The sequence below is a fragment of the Streptomyces graminilatus genome (assembly GCF_001418565.1).
Taxonomy (GTDB): Bacteria; Actinomycetota; Actinomycetes; order Streptomycetales; family Streptomycetaceae; genus Streptomyces; species Streptomyces graminilatus.
Genome location: NZ_LIQQ01000351.1, coordinates 1 through 14,086 on the forward strand (window position 1 = coordinate 1; position 14,086 = coordinate 14,086).

18 protein-coding genes are annotated in these 14,086 nt (G+C 70.5%); 7 read left to right on the forward strand and 11 right to left on the reverse strand.

The window, feature by feature from the left end; translation table 11 throughout:
• Positions 1 to 161: 161 nt before the first annotated feature.
• The 10 genes from AOK08_RS28015 to AOK08_RS28060 all read right to left on the reverse strand — a co-directional run bounded on the left by AOK08_RS28015 (position 162) and on the right by AOK08_RS28060 (position 8,258).
• Positions 162 to 539: a hypothetical protein gene (locus tag AOK08_RS28015; RefSeq protein ID WP_055531164.1), complete on the reverse strand. Its 378-nt coding sequence runs from the start codon at positions 537 to 539 to the stop codon at positions 162 to 164.
• A gap of 153 nt (positions 540 to 692) precedes the next feature.
• Positions 693 to 1,283, reverse strand: a complete 591-nt coding sequence (locus AOK08_RS28020; RefSeq protein ID WP_055531166.1) for a P-loop nucleotide/nucleoside kinase family protein — start codon at positions 1,281 to 1,283, stop codon at positions 693 to 695.
• A gap of 49 nt (positions 1,284 to 1,332) precedes the next feature.
• A complete protein-coding gene (locus AOK08_RS28025; RefSeq protein ID WP_055531168.1) occupies positions 1,333 to 2,055 on the reverse strand; it encodes a class I SAM-dependent methyltransferase in 723 nt (240 codons plus the stop codon).
• Positions 2,042 to 2,980, reverse strand: coding sequence for a glycosyltransferase family 2 protein (locus AOK08_RS46005; protein WP_055531170.1), 939 nt, complete (start codon positions 2,978 to 2,980; stop codon positions 2,042 to 2,044). Before AOK08_RS46005 ends, AOK08_RS28025 begins: the two co-directional genes overlap by 14 nt.
• Entirely contained in the window at positions 2,977 to 4,209 is a 1,233-nt protein-coding gene (locus AOK08_RS46010; RefSeq protein WP_055531172.1) for an arylsulfotransferase family protein, read from the reverse strand. The genes AOK08_RS46005 and AOK08_RS46010 overlap by 4 nt, the downstream gene beginning before the upstream one ends.
• 69 nt (positions 4,210 to 4,278) lie before the next feature.
• Positions 4,279 to 5,052: a creatininase family protein gene (locus AOK08_RS28040; RefSeq protein ID WP_241827115.1), complete on the reverse strand. Its 774-nt coding sequence runs from the start codon at positions 5,050 to 5,052 to the stop codon at positions 4,279 to 4,281.
• Positions 5,053 to 5,072: 20 nt separating this feature from the next.
• Positions 5,073 to 6,041, reverse strand: a complete 969-nt coding sequence (locus AOK08_RS28045) for a hypothetical protein (protein WP_055531175.1) — start codon at positions 6,039 to 6,041, stop codon at positions 5,073 to 5,075.
• A 12-nt stretch (positions 6,042 to 6,053) separates the two neighbouring features.
• Positions 6,054 to 7,313 (reverse strand): radical SAM/SPASM domain-containing protein, encoded by a 1,260-nt coding sequence (locus AOK08_RS28050; RefSeq protein WP_079054315.1) that lies wholly within the window; start codon positions 7,311 to 7,313, stop codon positions 6,054 to 6,056.
• 107 nt (positions 7,314 to 7,420) lie between these two features.
• Positions 7,421 to 7,777: a hypothetical protein gene (locus tag AOK08_RS28055; RefSeq protein WP_055531177.1), complete on the reverse strand. Its 357-nt coding sequence runs from the start codon at positions 7,775 to 7,777 to the stop codon at positions 7,421 to 7,423.
• Complete coding sequence (locus AOK08_RS28060) at positions 7,770 to 8,258, reverse strand: ATP-binding protein (protein ID WP_055531179.1); 489 nt, start codon at positions 8,256 to 8,258, stop codon at positions 7,770 to 7,772. Before AOK08_RS28060 ends, AOK08_RS28055 begins: the two co-directional genes overlap by 8 nt.
• Positions 8,259 to 8,519: 261 nt before the next feature.
• Between AOK08_RS28060 and AOK08_RS28065 the strand changes: the two genes are divergently transcribed.
• From AOK08_RS28065 to AOK08_RS28080, 4 genes are all read left to right on the forward strand, one after another.
• Positions 8,520 to 9,398 carry a helix-turn-helix domain-containing protein gene (locus AOK08_RS28065; RefSeq protein ID WP_055531181.1) on the forward strand — a complete coding sequence of 293 codons (879 nt, stop codon included), beginning with the start codon at positions 8,520 to 8,522 and terminating at the stop codon, positions 9,396 to 9,398.
• A complete protein-coding gene (locus AOK08_RS28070; protein ID WP_055531183.1) occupies positions 9,399 to 9,629 on the forward strand; it encodes a DUF397 domain-containing protein in 231 nt (76 codons plus the stop codon).
• Positions 9,630 to 9,842: 213 nt separating this feature from the next.
• On the forward strand, positions 9,843 to 10,250 hold the full coding sequence (locus tag AOK08_RS28075; RefSeq protein ID WP_157876829.1) for a hypothetical protein: 408 nt from the start codon (positions 9,843 to 9,845) through the stop codon (positions 10,248 to 10,250).
• 456 nt (positions 10,251 to 10,706) lie between these two features.
• Positions 10,707 to 11,387, forward strand: coding sequence for a restriction endonuclease (locus AOK08_RS28080; RefSeq protein ID WP_055531187.1), 681 nt, complete (start codon positions 10,707 to 10,709; stop codon positions 11,385 to 11,387).
• Positions 11,388 to 11,411: 24 nt separating this feature from the next.
• On the opposite strand, the gene AOK08_RS28085 is transcribed toward AOK08_RS28080, so the two are convergent.
• Complete coding sequence (locus AOK08_RS28085) at positions 11,412 to 11,951, reverse strand: hypothetical protein (RefSeq protein ID WP_055531190.1); 540 nt, start codon at positions 11,949 to 11,951, stop codon at positions 11,412 to 11,414.
• Between the two features lie 59 nt (positions 11,952 to 12,010).
• Here AOK08_RS28085 and AOK08_RS28090 point away from each other — a divergent pair, with 59 nt between their 5' ends.
• The 3 genes from AOK08_RS28090 to AOK08_RS28100 are packed head-to-tail and all read left to right on the forward strand — an operon-like array spanning position 12,011 to position 13,850.
• Positions 12,011 to 12,268 carry a lasso peptide biosynthesis PqqD family chaperone gene (locus AOK08_RS28090; RefSeq protein ID WP_055531192.1) on the forward strand — a complete coding sequence of 86 codons (258 nt, stop codon included), beginning with the start codon at positions 12,011 to 12,013 and terminating at the stop codon, positions 12,266 to 12,268.
• Positions 12,265 to 12,705 (forward strand): lasso peptide biosynthesis B2 protein, encoded by a 441-nt coding sequence (locus tag AOK08_RS28095; RefSeq protein ID WP_055531201.1) that lies wholly within the window; start codon positions 12,265 to 12,267, stop codon positions 12,703 to 12,705. Before AOK08_RS28090 ends, AOK08_RS28095 begins: the two co-directional genes overlap by 4 nt.
• The gene (locus tag AOK08_RS28100) at positions 12,702 to 13,850 is read left to right on the forward strand and encodes a protein-L-isoaspartate O-methyltransferase family protein (RefSeq protein ID WP_055531203.1); all 1,149 of its coding nucleotides are present in this window, start codon (positions 12,702 to 12,704) and stop codon (positions 13,848 to 13,850) included. Before AOK08_RS28095 ends, AOK08_RS28100 begins: the two co-directional genes overlap by 4 nt.
• The last annotated feature ends 236 nt before the right edge of the window (positions 13,851 to 14,086 follow it).

Below are 14,086 nucleotides of genomic sequence, written 5' to 3' on the forward strand. Positions count from 1 at the left end.
TCGCTCCCAGTACGGGCCGTCGGCCCGGGCGCCGGGGTGACGGGGGCCAGCGTGACGCGCGTGGGTGCGTCTGGCGACGGTGTCCACGACGGTCTGGGCGGCCGTTCGGACCCGGTCCCACCGCAGTCGGTCGTCGGGGTGGGAAGAGAGGGCGTTGCGCATCAACAGCGCCCGCGAGGGGCCCCTTGCTCTTCGACGTCGGGGCTGAGCTCGAGCGCGTTGTACGCCGACCGTCGCAGCGTGCCGGTCACGCCCTCTTCCTTCGGAGCAGCAAGCGGCACGAACACCGCATCGGCGAACGACAGGTCCAGTTGCAGGATCCGCTCGTGCAGGGCCGCCGCGATCAGGGAGGAGACCAGGGGCCGGTCCACCCCGACGTACAGAGCGGTCTCCTCCTCGGAGAGCTTGGAGAGCTGGCCGTGGCGATCCTGCTCCAACGCTTCCACGTGAAGGCCGATCAGGAGGTCCGCCCAGACCAGGCAGCACTCCCACACGGTCTGGGGTGACGTCGCAGCCGTCGGCGCCTCAGGGGGTGTCATGGGCCATCACTCCCGCGTCAAGGACGTGGACACAGGCGTCGTCCACGGGCTGGTCCAGCCTATGAAGCCACCCGCGAAGGCGGGGAAGGAACAGGAAGATCCAGCGGGTGGGGATGTGCCCCGAGCGGGCCGTCGGAAACGGCGACGCCGTCTTCAGCCGCCCGCCATCGGCCCGGGCGATGACCCTTCGTGTACGGACGCCCGGACGAAGTCGGCGATGTCCTCAAGGCCCGGCTGGTATCCGTCCGAGGTGTCCACGGTCAGGGTGGGGACGTCCAGGGAGATCGGCATCCAGGAATCGAGGGAGTGCTCTCCCGCGGCGATGGCTTCGAGCAGGTCCTGGTCACCGTGGGCGGCTCGGTGCGCGTCTGCCTTGGCGCGCTGGACGATGCGGTCGTGGGCGACGTCGGCCTGGGTGGTGCAGCGGATGACGCGGAGGTGTGCGAGGCCGGTGAGCGGTTCGAGGTTCGGCCGCCAAAGCCGGTCCTGGAAGGCCGCTTCGGCGACGAGCGTGACGCCGACCTCCAGGAGCGTCTTGAGCACGCCGAAGAAGGCGTCGAGGGTCGGGTAGTTGAGGGGGTCGTTGCCGCCGCTCTGGTAGCCCGGGTGGGACATGACCATGCCCTGCTTGATCTCGTCGCGGATGATCGCGGGGCATCCGAGGGCGCGGGCGAGCTCGTGCGCGAGCGTGGTCTTCCCCGTTCCGGGACCGCCGCTCACGACGACCAGCGTGGGCGTGCTCATCGCGTGTTCTCGCAGTTCAGCATGGGTTCCCGTTCGTGGCGTCGTCCCGTCAGGACGGGCATGGATGGGGCACGGCGTTCTTCGCGAGCCGGAAGGCGATGAATCCGGGCTCGCGGGACAGTTTGGCGTATTCGCGGGGGTGGTGTTGGGCCATTGCCGGGGCGGGTCGGTGTTCCACGAGGCGTTCGATGATGAAGCCCGCGTCGGTGATCTCCTCGACCCAGCGTTCGAGAGGCTGACGCAAGTAGCGGTGCAGCATCCCGCCGGTCCAGGTCTCTTCGACGTGGCGGGCGTCGAAGTAGCTGCCGCCGTCGGCGAGCCAGTCGGCGGTCGGATGGCTGGTGGACAGGACGAGGCGCCCCGTGGGACGCAGGACCCGGTGCAGCTCGCGCAGGGCGGCGACGCGGTCGCGGACGTAGTGGATGACCAGGGCAGCGAGGACGAGGTCCACGGCCTCGTCGCCAAGCCAGTCGAGCGGGTCGTCGAGGTCGTGCTGACGCACGTCGATGCCGGAGCCGAGCCGGGCACGGGCGTGGCGGACCATGTCGGCGCTCTGGTCGAACCCGGTTACCTTCGCGCCGCGTTCGACCAGTTCGGCCAGGTACAGGCCGGGCCCGCATCCGGCGTCCAGGACGTGCTGACCATGTACGTCGCCGAGGAGAGGGAGGATGGTGGGCCGGTCGTAGTGGGCGTTGTAGGCGCTGCCAGCCGCCTCGGCGGCGAAGGTGTCCGCGAAGCCGTCGTATGCCGCCGGGCTGTCACCGGGCCGCATGGGCCGCACCCCGTAGCGGTGCGCCGGATGCGCCGGCGGCGGGCAGAAGGCGGTCGAGCAGCGCGGGGTCGGGCCCGGCGGCCGCCGTGAAGTCGGTATGGAGGCCGCGTACGGCGTGCTCGTATATGTGCGCCGGGATCGGCAGGCCGTTCCGGATGCGGGCGTCGAGCCGGGCGTCGAAGCACCGGAACCAGTCCCGGTAGGAAGCGACGCGCGGATCGGTGACCGGCCATGTCTCGTACAGGCGGGCGCGGGCCCGGGTGAAGGGGGTGGGGCTGGCCAGGTACGCCGAGGAGACCGCGCTGGGGCGCGGGACCTGGTGGTAGACGGAGGTGATGTCGCCGAGGAAGGCGAACCGGTAGCCGAGGGTGCGGCGCAGCACCAGCCACAGGGCCCAGTCCTCGCAGTGGGTCATCTCCTCGTCGAACCGCACTGCTGTGGCCGCGAAGTTGCGGGCCACCACTGATCCGGTGTGGATGTAGTTGGCGACCAGGAGGAACGCGTCGTCGAAGGGGTAGTCCTTGCGCGGAAGACCGTGCGGGGCACGAGGGACGGCCTCAATCCAGCGGGCGCTGACGAGCGCCCCGCCGTACACCACGTCGGCGTGCCCGGCCTGCAGGGCGCGGTGGGCGGTGGCCAGGTGCTGGGGGAGGTACACGTCGTCATCGTCGAGGAAGGCGACGTACTCGCCGCGGGCAGCGGCCAGTGCGGTGTTGCGGGCGTGGCTGACGCCGCGCCGCGGGTCGGTGTCGATCAGGGTGACCGGCAGGTCGCGCTTCCAGCTGTCAACGACCGTGCGTACCGGCGGACCTCCGTCGCGGACGACGATGACCTCGAAGTCGCGGAAGGTCTGGCGGGCCAGGCTGCGCAGGGCCCGGTGCAGGGGCCCGGGGCGGTCGGCTGTGGGGATGATCACGCTGATCACAGGCTGCTCCGAAGGGTGAGGGGGAGGTCTTCGCGCAGTTCGCACCGCACCCGGGAGGCGGCCAGGTCCCGGGCCGTGCCGTCGACGTCTCCCAGAAGCGCCGCGGTGGCGGCCGGCACGGGGGCCATCCGGTAGAACTCGGCGCGCGAGGTGCGCGCGGTGAGCGACTTCACGGTGCTGATGCGCACGGCCCAGATGGTGCGGCCCTCGCGGGTGAGCTCGATGCCGCGCCCGCCCTGGGCGTCGCTGACCAGGATGGTGCCGCCCGGCAGTTCCTCGCAGCCGCCGGCCATCGCGGAGAACAGGCTGTGGGGCGGGTTCGCCGTGTACTGCCAGACGACTTGGTCGGTGGACGGGTCGATCTCCAGGATGCGGGAGCGCCCGTGGGCCTGGCCGTTGTCGAAGACGAGCACGGTGCCGCCGGGCCGGGCGGAGGGCTGGTGCTGGCCGGACAGCTCGCCCGGTCCCCAGAACCAGCGCACGGCCCGGGCCGCCAGGTCCAGCACCGCGATCAGGTCGAGGTTGCGCAAGGAGATTAGGACGTCGCCCTCGCCCCACAGGTACTTCGGGTGGGTGCGGAGGATCTCGACGGTGTTGGCGTGCAGGACATCGCACGGTGAGCCCGGCAGATCCCGCAGCAGCCGCGACACCTCGCGCCCGCGCCGGCCGTCCGGGCTGTAGGCCGCGGGGTCGGTCGGGCCCGCCTCGGCGGCACGGCGGTCGGCTTCCTTGTCGATCAGGGCCTTCATGACCGGGTGGGTGGTGAGGAGGTCGTAGAGCGAGTGGGTGGCGCGGATCTCGCCGCTGCTGCTGAGGATGGTGATGGTGTTGTCCAGCAGGACGCGTCCGCCGCCCGGCCCGGGGACGGTGCGCGGTTCTTCGGTGAGGACGTAGATGTCGCCGCTGGGGTGGAGGGTGAGGTCGTGGTGGACGGGCAGCTCGGCCCGCCACTCCAGGCTGGAGTCCGGGCGGAGCTTGAGCAGCGCGTGCAGCGGGACCATGGCGTAGAGGCTGCCGTCCGGGCCGAGTTCGACGTGGTTCCAGCCGCGCAGGTAGGTCGGCGGTTCGCTCTCCGGCGTGGGCTGGTCGATCGAGCTGGACCAGGCGTGAGCGACGCGGCCGCGGCGGTCGATCAGGCAGGCGAAGGGCTGAGGGTAGGAGGCCGACGGGGAGAACAGGAAGTACGTGTCCGACTCCCCGTTCTGCTCGACCAGGGGTGCGTGTGCCACTGTCTGACTCCTTGTCCGCTCGCGGGACGGTGCCCGACGGCGCCGGACACGGTGGTGCGGGAGGCGGTGCTACTGGCCGTGGGGGTCGTTGAATTCCAGGCGGACCGCGGCCTCGAGCTGGTGGGCGACTTGGTCGGCTATCCGCTCGCCCAGGTGGGCGCTGGCCTTGTCGGCGGTGTAGACGATGCCCGTCTCGGTCGCGGCGGCCGGCGGCAGCGGGTAGACGTGGTAACTCATCCGGCGCGGCTGGTGGCCGGAGGCGGTGGTGAGCTTGTCGGGCTGGACGGCGCCGGGGGCGATATGCATGACCAGGCTGGACTCGACCATGGCGGCGTGGTGGTCGTCCCGGCGGGCGACGCCGGTCTCGGCGGCGAGGGCGTCGCGGAAGTCCTCGCCGACGACGTCCCACCAGGCCACGATCATGACGCGGGCGTCCTCGACGCGGTCGGTGAACGCGCGGGCCGCCTCGCGCAGGAAGGCGGTGTTGTCGATGGCGGAGTTGACGACGACGAACCTGCGCACGCCGTGGTCGGCGAGCGAGCACAGGACGTCGGCGATGAGGTTCGTGAAGGTGGTGCCGGAGATGCTGATGACGCCGGGGAAGGTGCCGCCGAGGCGGTAGGGCTCGGTCGCGATCCCGTAGCCGATGGACGGGGTGATGAACCCGCCAAGGTCGTGGGCGAGGCGGGCGGCGAAGTGCTCGCTGATCATCGTGTCCGAGGCGAGCGGCAGGTGCGGGCCGTGCGGCTCCAGCGCGCCGATGGGCACGATGGCGTAGCCGCCGTGTGCGCGGCGTTGGAAGTCGGGCCAGGTCATGTCGCCCAGCAGCATCAATGCCTCCATGGGTGGTATCGGGCGGGCGGTCACGCGTTCGTCCAGCCGAGGCTGGGCACGTCCCGGGAGCGCAGGGGCGCGGCTAGTTGCAGGTTGAGGAAGTCCTCCTTGTTGCAGCAGCCGCTGGCCGCCTCGCACGGCGCCCACCGCTCGGTCCGCAGCGGCAGCTCGAAGCCGGTGTCGAGGACGCTGCCGAGCGGGGCGCGCTCGAGGGCCGCGTACCGGGAGCAGCGGTAGACCTGGCCGTGGATGTCGATGAACAGGTAGTCGTGTCCGGCCCGGCAGGGCCGGCCCAGGGGCGAGGACAGAGCGGTCAGGGCGGCCTGGGTGAGCGCGGCGTCTCCGCCGCACTCGGCCACCGTGCTCAGCACGTCCCCGTCGCGCATGGCCGGCACCGCACGGGCTGGGTCGCCGGTGTGGTCGAAGGACTCCGAGGGGGCGGTGGGGTCGTAGCCGAGGTCGACGTTGAAGCGCAGGCCGGCCGCCCGTGCCGCGGCGCGGGCGCGCTGGATGCCGGTGGTGTCGTGGCTGTCGAACAGCAGCACGTTGACGACGACGAAGCAGCCGTACTCCTCCTGCGCGAGCACGGCGCCCTCGATGAACTTCTCCAGCGGGAGCTGGTCCTCGTGCCAGGTCAGCCACAGCGAGAGCTTGCCCAGGTTCGCCTGGGGCTCCAGCTTGGGCAGCCGCTGCTTGAGCAGGGAGCCGTTGGACAGCAGCTCCACGTACCTGACGCCGGGCTGCTGGGTGAGCCAGCCGGCCTTCTGGAGGAAGAAGGGCGAGGCGAAGGGCTCGCCCAGGCTGCCGAGGCGTACCTCCACGGGCTGGGGCCTGGCCGCGATCCATTCCACGACGGCGGCGAAGGTGTTCCGGTCGGCGGGGTTCTTCCAGTCGTACCGGTTGCTCTTGGCCCATTCCCCGGTGGACACGCAGTACGGGCACTTCAGGTTGCACAGCCGCTGCCCGGCGACGTACCAGATCTTGAGCGGGTCCGGCATGCTGCACCCTCCTCATCCGAAGGTCGCGATCGGCCGGAAGTCCCGGCCGGGGAAGTCCGGCTGCTGGTTGTGGCAGCGCCGGCACAGGAAGTCCTCGGCGGCCTCGGCCACGCCGAAGACCCGCTGGCGCAGGCTCACCGCAGCGTCGCTGGTCATCAGCTCGTCGATGGAGCCGTCGCGGATGTTCCCGAAGGTCTCGCGCTGGTAGTAGTCGTTGCAGCACAGGAACAGGTCCCCGGCAACGCTGATGTTGGCGTGCTGGACCGGCCAGCCGCAGCCGGTCAGCCGCCCCTCGATCCGTACGTCCTGGGCGTACGGGCCGCCCACGTCGCCGGCCCGGTCGCAGGTCAGGCTGGGGAAGACCTCCACTCCGAGCGGCTGGTAGCGGCGGGTGACGGCGTCGAGGTTGCGGGCCAGGCCCTCGCCAACGCCGTTCACGACGATCTGCACCCGAAGTCCGGCGTCGATCGCCGCCTGAAGGTTGCGCACCGTGTGGGGGTAGCTCTTCGACGCGGTGAGCTCGGCGAACTCGTGCTCATCGGCGCTGGGCATGTTGACGATGAGATGGCGCAGGACGCCGTGACGCACCAGTGCGTCGATCTTGTCCTGGGTGAGCGCCGAGGCGTTGCTGTACAGGGCGAGCTGCATGCCGTACTGGGCCAGCACCTGAACGCGATCGGTGAAGTGCTTGTCGAGCGTGGGCTCGTTGAAGAACTGGAACGTGACGTAGTCGATGGTGCCGACGGCGGCGAGCTTGGCGATGACCTCCTCGAACAGGTCCATCGGCATCGTCCGGCGCGGCTTCGGGTCGGTGGCGACGGGGCAAAACCGGCATCCCCAGTTGCAGTGCGCGGTGACCTCGATCTCCCCGGACACCAGCCGGTAGTCCCGGCATAGGTCCGTCGGTGCCTGTAACCAGTCGCGAGCCACCGCGGCGGCGACCCGGCCGGCACCGAACCGGGCCGCCAGCCCCGCCGCGGCCTGCGCCTCGGGCGCGGCGGCCCTGAGTAACTCGAGCACCTGGGGGTCGTCCTGCCAGACGATCCGGCGGTCGAGGCCGACGATGCCGAACACGACGTCCGCCGACGGCACGTCGCCCTCGGGGAAGGCGGGCCCGAAGGTGTCGGTCAGGTAGATGACCGGCGGATCGGCGCCCGGGGCGACGTGGGTGAGATACGGCGAGGTCTGGAGCAGGTCCTCCCCCGCTCCACGCACGGAGCGGGGCCTGGTGCCCTCCTTCGCGCGGCACACGGTCACAAGGTCCACGGTCATCTCCACCTCCGGCGCATCGGACAAGCGGGTTCGGGGGAACGGTGAAGCCTGCCCGTCCAGGAAGGGGGACATCCTGGACGGGCAGGAGCTCGTGTCACCGCAGGGCGTCAACCGGCCGTCGTCGGCGGAGCGGCCCGATCGGGCGATGTTCCGTGCAGCAACGTGCCGAGCGGCACGTTGCTCGTCGGGTCGGACAGCGCGCGGACAGCGGCCTCCAGCCGGGCGGGGTCCGCTCCGAGGTGCGCCACGGCCGCCTGGGCGAGGGTGTGGGCGAGCCGGTTCTGCAGGAACGCCTCGTAGCGGTGGGAGGCGACCGCGATGGCCAGGGCCTCCAGGGAGGGGATCGCCTTGCGCCGGGTGGTCTGTTTCGGCCCGCTGCCGTAGGTCATCCAGACCACGACCTCGCCGGCCTTCGCGTCGTAGGCGACCCGGAAGGGCAGCTGATCTGCGGGGACGTCAGGCACAGCTGGCTCCTTCGCCGTAGGGCACGCGCCAGATGATCTGCTTGCCGGTCGGCGTGGGCCGCGACCACCAGCCGGGGGCGAGAATGTCGATCAGGCCCAGCCCTCGCCCGTCTTCCGCGTTCTCGTCGTCGAGTGCGACCGGGCGGCGGCTGGGCAGGCGGTCCCGCACAGGGTCGTGGACCTTGACCGACACCCCGGTCTCCTCGGTGTCGACTTCGACGACCAGGGGCACCTGGTCCCCGCAGGCCCGCACCGCGTTGCCGACCAGCTCGCTGGCCACCAGCCGAGCCGACGCGGCGGCCTCCTCGCCTATCCCCGCCCCGGCGACCGTCTTGAACACCAGCTGGCGCATCTCACGCACATGCTCCTGGCTCGCGCTCATGTACAAGGCGAATCCGGCATCCCGGAGCACCAGGTAGAAGCCGCAGGACACCTGCGGCGAGAGGGACGGCGGTCCCGTCAGGACCTCGGCTTCGTGCATCGCGTGCTCCCCAGTCGACAGCACGGACCTCAAGAGCTGCCCACTCGGGCGGCCCGCGCTGTGGGTCGGCACGTCGGCCCCCGGGGTTGTGAGCCCGGGGAGTCGGCGCAAGGCATAGGCATATGACACGAAGCGCAACAGATTCATCACACTTCGCGATCGAGAGTCAGGATGCCTCGTGGCAACTCGATTGGGCAACATGCCCAGTTCAGATTCCTCAGATTGGTTGTCCATGCCTCTGGCACGGGCCACACTGTCGCCATGGCCTGGAAGAGGAAGCCTGCCCCCAAGTCCGTCTACCGCCGCCAACTGTCAGCCCAGCTCAAGGAGTTGCACGACCAGTCAGGCAAGACGCTGGCCGAGGTCGGAGCGATCATCGAGGTCAACCAAGGCTCGCTCAGCCGCATCATGAACGGCGACCGGGGCACCTCTCCGGTCCTGGTGAAGGCGCTGCTCGACTGCTACGGCATCACGGACCTCAAGGTCCGCGAGGACATCTTGGACCTGGTCCGCGCAGATCAGGCTCAGGGCAAGAAGTGGTGGCGCAAGTACTCCGCGGTCATCAACACCACCCAGTACGGCGGCTACCTGGAACTGGAGCAGAGCGCAACGACGCTGCGCTCCTACGAGCCGCAGTTGATCCCCGGGCTGCTGCAGACGCCCGAGTACGCCCGCCAGGTCATCACCGCCATGCGCGTCGACCTGGACGCCAAGCAGGTGCAGGCCCTGGTCGACGTCCGCATGAACCGTCAGGCCATCCTCGCCCGTGACGACTCTCCGCCGCCGAAGCTGTGGGCGGTCATCGACGAGGCGGCCTTCCGCCGGATCGAGTCGAAGCCGGCCGTCCTCAAGGAACAGCTCGAGCACCTACTGGACGTCGAGCCCAGGCCGAACATCACGCTGCAGCTTCTACCGTTCGAGATCGGCTTCCATCCCGGCTTGTACGGATCGTTCATGCTCATGGGTTTCCCCGAGCCCAACCCGGACGTGGTGTGGGTAGAGAATCTGACCAACTCGGTGTACTTCGAGGGATCTGACGATGTGGGGCGCTACACCGAGGTGTTTGACCACCTGCGGGCCACGGCCCTCGGCCCGCCCGAGACCCGCAGCCGTATCAAGGACATGCTCAAGGAGCTGTAAGTGAGCAACACCAAGCCCGACCCCGCCGAACTGGACTTCTCCGGCGTCTCCTGGGAGAAAAGCCCGTTCAGCGGGGGCAACGACAACTGCATGGAGTTCGCAGTGATCGGCGACCTGATCGCCGTGCGCGATTCCAAGCGGCCCGGCCAGACCCCGCTCGTCTACACCCGCGACGAGGTCGGGGCCATGCTGGCCGGAGCGAAGGCGGGCGCTTTCGACCACCTGGCATAACACCACCCGGCGGCGTGAAGGAGCCGCCATCGGACGAGAAGGCGGCGGCCGACCCCAAGACTAGTGGGGTCGGCCGCCGTCGTAATCTTCCCCCACCAGCGCGCCCGAACCGAGAACGGCCGTCACGGCACCGGAAACAGCGGGGCGTGCGGCGCGTCGCGGACGCACGAAACTCCGAGCCCAATGTCAGTGCCGTGCGCGACCATGGCGGCCATGACGACGGAACCCGCCCCCACCGCCGACCGGCAGATTCCCGCCTGGGCCTCCACCGTCGGGCCCGGCTGGGCCGGCCTACTCGACCAGCTCCACCGTGCCCTCAGCGCGCTCGACCCCGCCTACCGGATCGAGGAGTTCGCCGCGAAGCTCGGCGGCCTGCACGTCACCGTCGCCGACCGCTTCGTGGATGGCGAGTTCGACGGCGAGTTCGCCGACCGGACCACCGCGCTCACCGACGCCGCCACGATCGCCTCCGAACACACCTGTGAGGACTGCGGCGCCCCGGGCCGCATCCGCTTCCGCGGCGACGGCGTCTTCACATGGATGCGCTGCCTGTGCGACGACTGCCGCACCCAGCCGCGGGCCGTCGCCCCATCGGCTGGAAGCAATCCGGCGTCCTCATGAACGCTGGCGACGAACGTCGGGACGCCTGTCCGTGGCCGTCAGGTCGACGCGGCCGGCACTGCTGGCCGTGATCGGCTCAACCTGATCGGTCGCGGCGAGACACGCAGGCAGTAGCCATCCTGAGCATCAGCAGCTGGCCGAATCAGGTCGTCGGAGGACGGCTGTTCATGACGTCCTGTCAGTGCTGCATGCTGTCATACCCCGTGCGGATGCCGCTGTCCGCGACGGGAGGGGATCGCAATGGAGCAACGCGTCAGCAACCGGGCCCGGGTGAGGGCACCACACCGCACAGGAGTGCGGGGAGCAGGCCGGCGCCTTGAAGGGTGGCGGCCGCGGCCCCGTCGCCCTCTCGACTGGCTCAGCGCGCTCCGCGCCTCCTGCCTTCGACGAGTCCGCCCGGCTCGCCGGGTCCCGGTGAAACAACGCGGGACGGTCGATCGCGCTCGCCACGTCCGGATGGTGGTGTGGCGGGCGGTGTACCGGGGCTCGGGGTGGTGCCTGGTCGCGCTGACCGTGTGCGTGCTCGGCCTGCTCGCCGGTCGGTGGACGGGCTGGTGGCCCTCGCCGTTCCCGGCGACGGTCGACCTTGTCGGCGTGCCCGTCCTCCTCACGTACGTCGTGTGGATGCAGCAGCGTGTCGACCGCGACAAGTGGAACGCCGCCCACAAGGACAGCCCTCGGCTGGAGATGTCACTTGAGGACCTCGACGGCCTGGACCACGAGGAGTTCGAGTTCGCCGTACGGGATCTGCTGCGGCGCGACGGTTTCGCGGCGGAGCGCGTCGGCGGGGCCAACGACGACGGCTGCGACGTCCGTGCCGTCGACCTCGACCGCCGCGTATGGGCGGTGCAGTGCAAACATCGGCGCGACGGGATTCGCGGCGACGCGGTCGATGTTCGCGTCGTCCGGGAGCTGAAGGGCACGGCCAGTGAGGTGCACAAGGCCACGTTCGCCCTGATCGTGACCAACGGGAAGTTCACCAACAAGGCCGTTCCCCAGGCCCGGACGCTCGGCGTCCACCTCATCGGCCGGGACCTGCTCGGCCAGTGGGCCTCCGGCACTCCGCTGTGGGAGCTGCTGGAGCCTGTTCCGCCGCCGCTGCGTCACCCCGCGGACGGGCGCCGCGTGGCCGCGTAGGCGGAACCACTGCCGGGCCGGGTCTCAATACGAGGTCTCTCCGGTGACTGCGGCGACCATGATCGTCGCCGCCTGGCTCATGGGGCGCTCGGCCTCGTCGAGTGCGGCGCGCTGGTCGTCGGCGAGCTGCGCGCGCTCCCATTCCTTCACCGTCTCCCGCCAGATCCGGTCCCGTGCCTCGTCGGCCGGCAGTCCGCTGCGCGAGGTGTACTCCTCAAGTCGGGCGACATCGAGGACCGGCGGCGTGTGTTCCCAGGCGTGCAGGATGCGCTCCGCGTACGGCAACAGCCCTTGTCCGGCCTCCACATAGGCAGCGGCCAGGCGCCGCATCGGCGAACGCCGCAGCCGGAAGCGCAGCGGGGAGGCGGGCAGCAGCCGGGACTGGACCGTGCGGACCAGCCGGGCGGGCATCGTGAGGTGATGCACCAGGCGCCGGTCGAACGGGTGCTCCTCGGGCGGCAGCCCGTTCACGGCCGGGGCGCCGTCCAGCTCCTTGGAGAGCGTGAGGAAGGCGCTGCCGAACTTCACCTCGTACGGGCGCGGTGCCCACTGCCCCGTGTGCACCCCGGCCGCCGCGACGGAGCATCCGATAGCCCTGCCCGAACCGATCAGGAGGAACCCTGATGCTCCAGCTCCGCAACGGCGTCCAGCGGGTGACCACCGCCGGATCGGCGCTGCTGTTCGACACCCGCAGCGGCGACTACTTCACCCTCAACCCCACCGCAGCCACCGTGCTCGACGCACTCGCCGAGACCGGCGACCCCGACAGCGCCGCCGCCCGCCTCGCCGCCATGTACGGCATCGACACCGCCCGCGCCGCCTCGGACGTCACCGCGCTAACGACCCGGATGACCGAACTGCGCCTCGTGGAACACCGATGAGCACCGTCACCGCACTGCCCGCCCCCATCGCCCTCACCCCCGGCGAACACCTGCGCGGTCGCCTCGCCGTCGCCGCCGCCCACCTGCTCACCGCCGCCCTCGGCAAACACCCGGCCCGCCTGCACCAGGTCCTCACCTTCAGCGCCCGCGGCGCGGCGCCCGCCCCGTACGAGCAGGCTGAGCACGCCCGCGACGTCGTGACCACCCTCAGCCCGCGCTGCGGCAGCGGATACGGCTGCCTGCCCCGTTCGATCGCCACCGCCCTGCTGTGCCGCCAGTACGGCACGTGGCCGACCTGGAAGTCCGGCGTGCGCTTCCCGCCCCTGGCCTCGCACGCCTGGATCGAGGCCGACGCCCGGCCGGTCGCCGAAGAACCGGCCGTCATCGCCACTTTCACCCCCATCCTCACCATCACTCCCGGAGAATCAACACCATGACCCCCACCCTCGCGCCCGACCTGCCACAGCGGATGGCCTACGCCTCCGCACTGCGCCAGCGCGGAGCCATCCGCACCAAGGCGGTCGAGCGCGCCTTCGCCACCGTGCCCCGGCACCTGTTCATCCCCGGCGGCTTCTGGCGTGCCGGCCGTTTCATCCCCGTCCCCAAGCAGGTCGGCGACGAGTTGCTGGAGGAGATCTACGCGGACAAGGCGCTCATGACCCACGTCCCCAAGGACGAGGACGCCGCCGGACGCTACAGCTCCACCTCCCAGCCCCGCGTGAGCGCCGCCATGCTCGAAGCTCTCCAACTCTCCACCGGGCTCAAGGTGTTGGAGATCGGTGCGGGCACCGGATACAACGCGGCCCTGACCGCCGCGATCACCGGGGCCGAGGTCGTCACTATCGACGTCTCCGACGTCATCGTCGCCGAAGCCCGGCAGGGGGCCGAGCGCGCCGGTGCCGCCACGGTCACTGCGCTGACCGCCGACGGCTACCTCGGCCACCCCGCCGCCGGTCCGTACGACAGGATCGTGGTCACCTGCGGCGTCACCGGCATCTCCCCGCACTGGCTCGACCAGCTCACCGACGACGGACTCATCGTCGCTCCGCTCGCTCATGGCGGCTTCCACCCCACCCTCGCCATCACTCTCGACGGCAGCCGCCTCCTCGGCCGCGGCGTGATGTCCAGCGACTTCATGAACGCTGCCGGACCGCTGTACGCCTGGCCCACCGGCCAGACCCCGGCTCTCACCGAACCCCTGCCCGTGCAGCCGCTCACCACACGCAAATGCATCGGCCCCGTCCTGACCCCGGAGCGGTACTACGACCTGTGGTTCCACCTCGGCACGCGCTCTGGCCGCACCACCCGCGCCTATGTCGACGGCCTCGACCCGGCCCTCGGAATGGCCTGCCTCCACGACCCCGACCGCGGCACCGCCTGGATCCAGCACACCGGCGACAGCCACTTCGTCGGCGACCCCTCTATCGCCGACGAACTCACCGCCCACGTCCAGGCGTGGGTCGATTGCGGACAACCTGCCATTGCCGACCACCACGCCGTCCTTGAATCCACCGACGCGGATGAACCTGTGTTCCGCCCCGTTGAATGGCACGTCAACACCGATCCGTCAGCGGGACGGTGAGCTGTGCGACGCCGCCCCGTAGACGATCACATGGCAGGATCGTGTCCATGCCCGGAGAAGACCCGGCCGATGGACCCTGCGGCTCGGCGACCGCATGCCCTACCTGCTGGCACGCCGCGCGACCAACGGCGAGTCCTGACCCAGCGGGAACCAGTCGAGAGGGCGCGCTACCGCTCCCTCTTCGTTGGGGGTGTTCCTTGTTCGCGACCCCGGTCGGGCCGTCCGTAGCGTTCCAG

Bases quoted from the DNA above. Each gene is read 5' to 3' on its own strand.
- AOK08_RS28015 (WP_055531164.1), bottom strand. From the start codon at position 539: ATGACACCCCCTGAGGCGCCGACGGCTGCGACGTCACCCCAGACCGTG.
- AOK08_RS28020 (WP_055531166.1), bottom strand. From the start codon at position 1,283: ATGAGCACGCCCACGCTGGTCGTCGTGAGCGGCGGTCCCGGAACGGGG.
- AOK08_RS28025 (WP_055531168.1), bottom strand. From the start codon at position 2,055: ATGCGGCCCGGTGACAGCCCGGCGGCATACGACGGCTTCGCGGACACC.
- AOK08_RS28040 (WP_241827115.1), bottom strand. From the start codon at position 5,052: ATGGAGGCATTGATGCTGCTGGGCGACATGACCTGGCCCGACTTCCAA.
- AOK08_RS28045 (WP_055531175.1), bottom strand. From the start codon at position 6,041: ATGCCGGACCCGCTCAAGATCTGGTACGTCGCCGGGCAGCGGCTGTGC.
- AOK08_RS28050 (WP_079054315.1), bottom strand. From the start codon at position 7,313: ATGACCGTGGACCTTGTGACCGTGTGCCGCGCGAAGGAGGGCACCAGG.
- AOK08_RS28060 (WP_055531179.1), bottom strand. From the start codon at position 8,258: ATGCACGAAGCCGAGGTCCTGACGGGACCGCCGTCCCTCTCGCCGCAG.
- AOK08_RS28065 (WP_055531181.1), top strand. From the start codon at position 8,520: ATGGCCTGGAAGAGGAAGCCTGCCCCCAAGTCCGTCTACCGCCGCCAA.
- AOK08_RS28075 (WP_157876829.1), top strand. From the start codon at position 9,843: ATGACGACGGAACCCGCCCCCACCGCCGACCGGCAGATTCCCGCCTGG.
- AOK08_RS28080 (WP_055531187.1), top strand. From the start codon at position 10,707: ATGGTGGTGTGGCGGGCGGTGTACCGGGGCTCGGGGTGGTGCCTGGTC.
- AOK08_RS28090 (WP_055531192.1), top strand. From the start codon at position 12,011: ATGCTCCAGCTCCGCAACGGCGTCCAGCGGGTGACCACCGCCGGATCG.
- AOK08_RS28095 (WP_055531201.1), top strand. From the start codon at position 12,265: ATGAGCACCGTCACCGCACTGCCCGCCCCCATCGCCCTCACCCCCGGC.
- AOK08_RS28100 (WP_055531203.1), top strand. From the start codon at position 12,702: ATGACCCCCACCCTCGCGCCCGACCTGCCACAGCGGATGGCCTACGCC.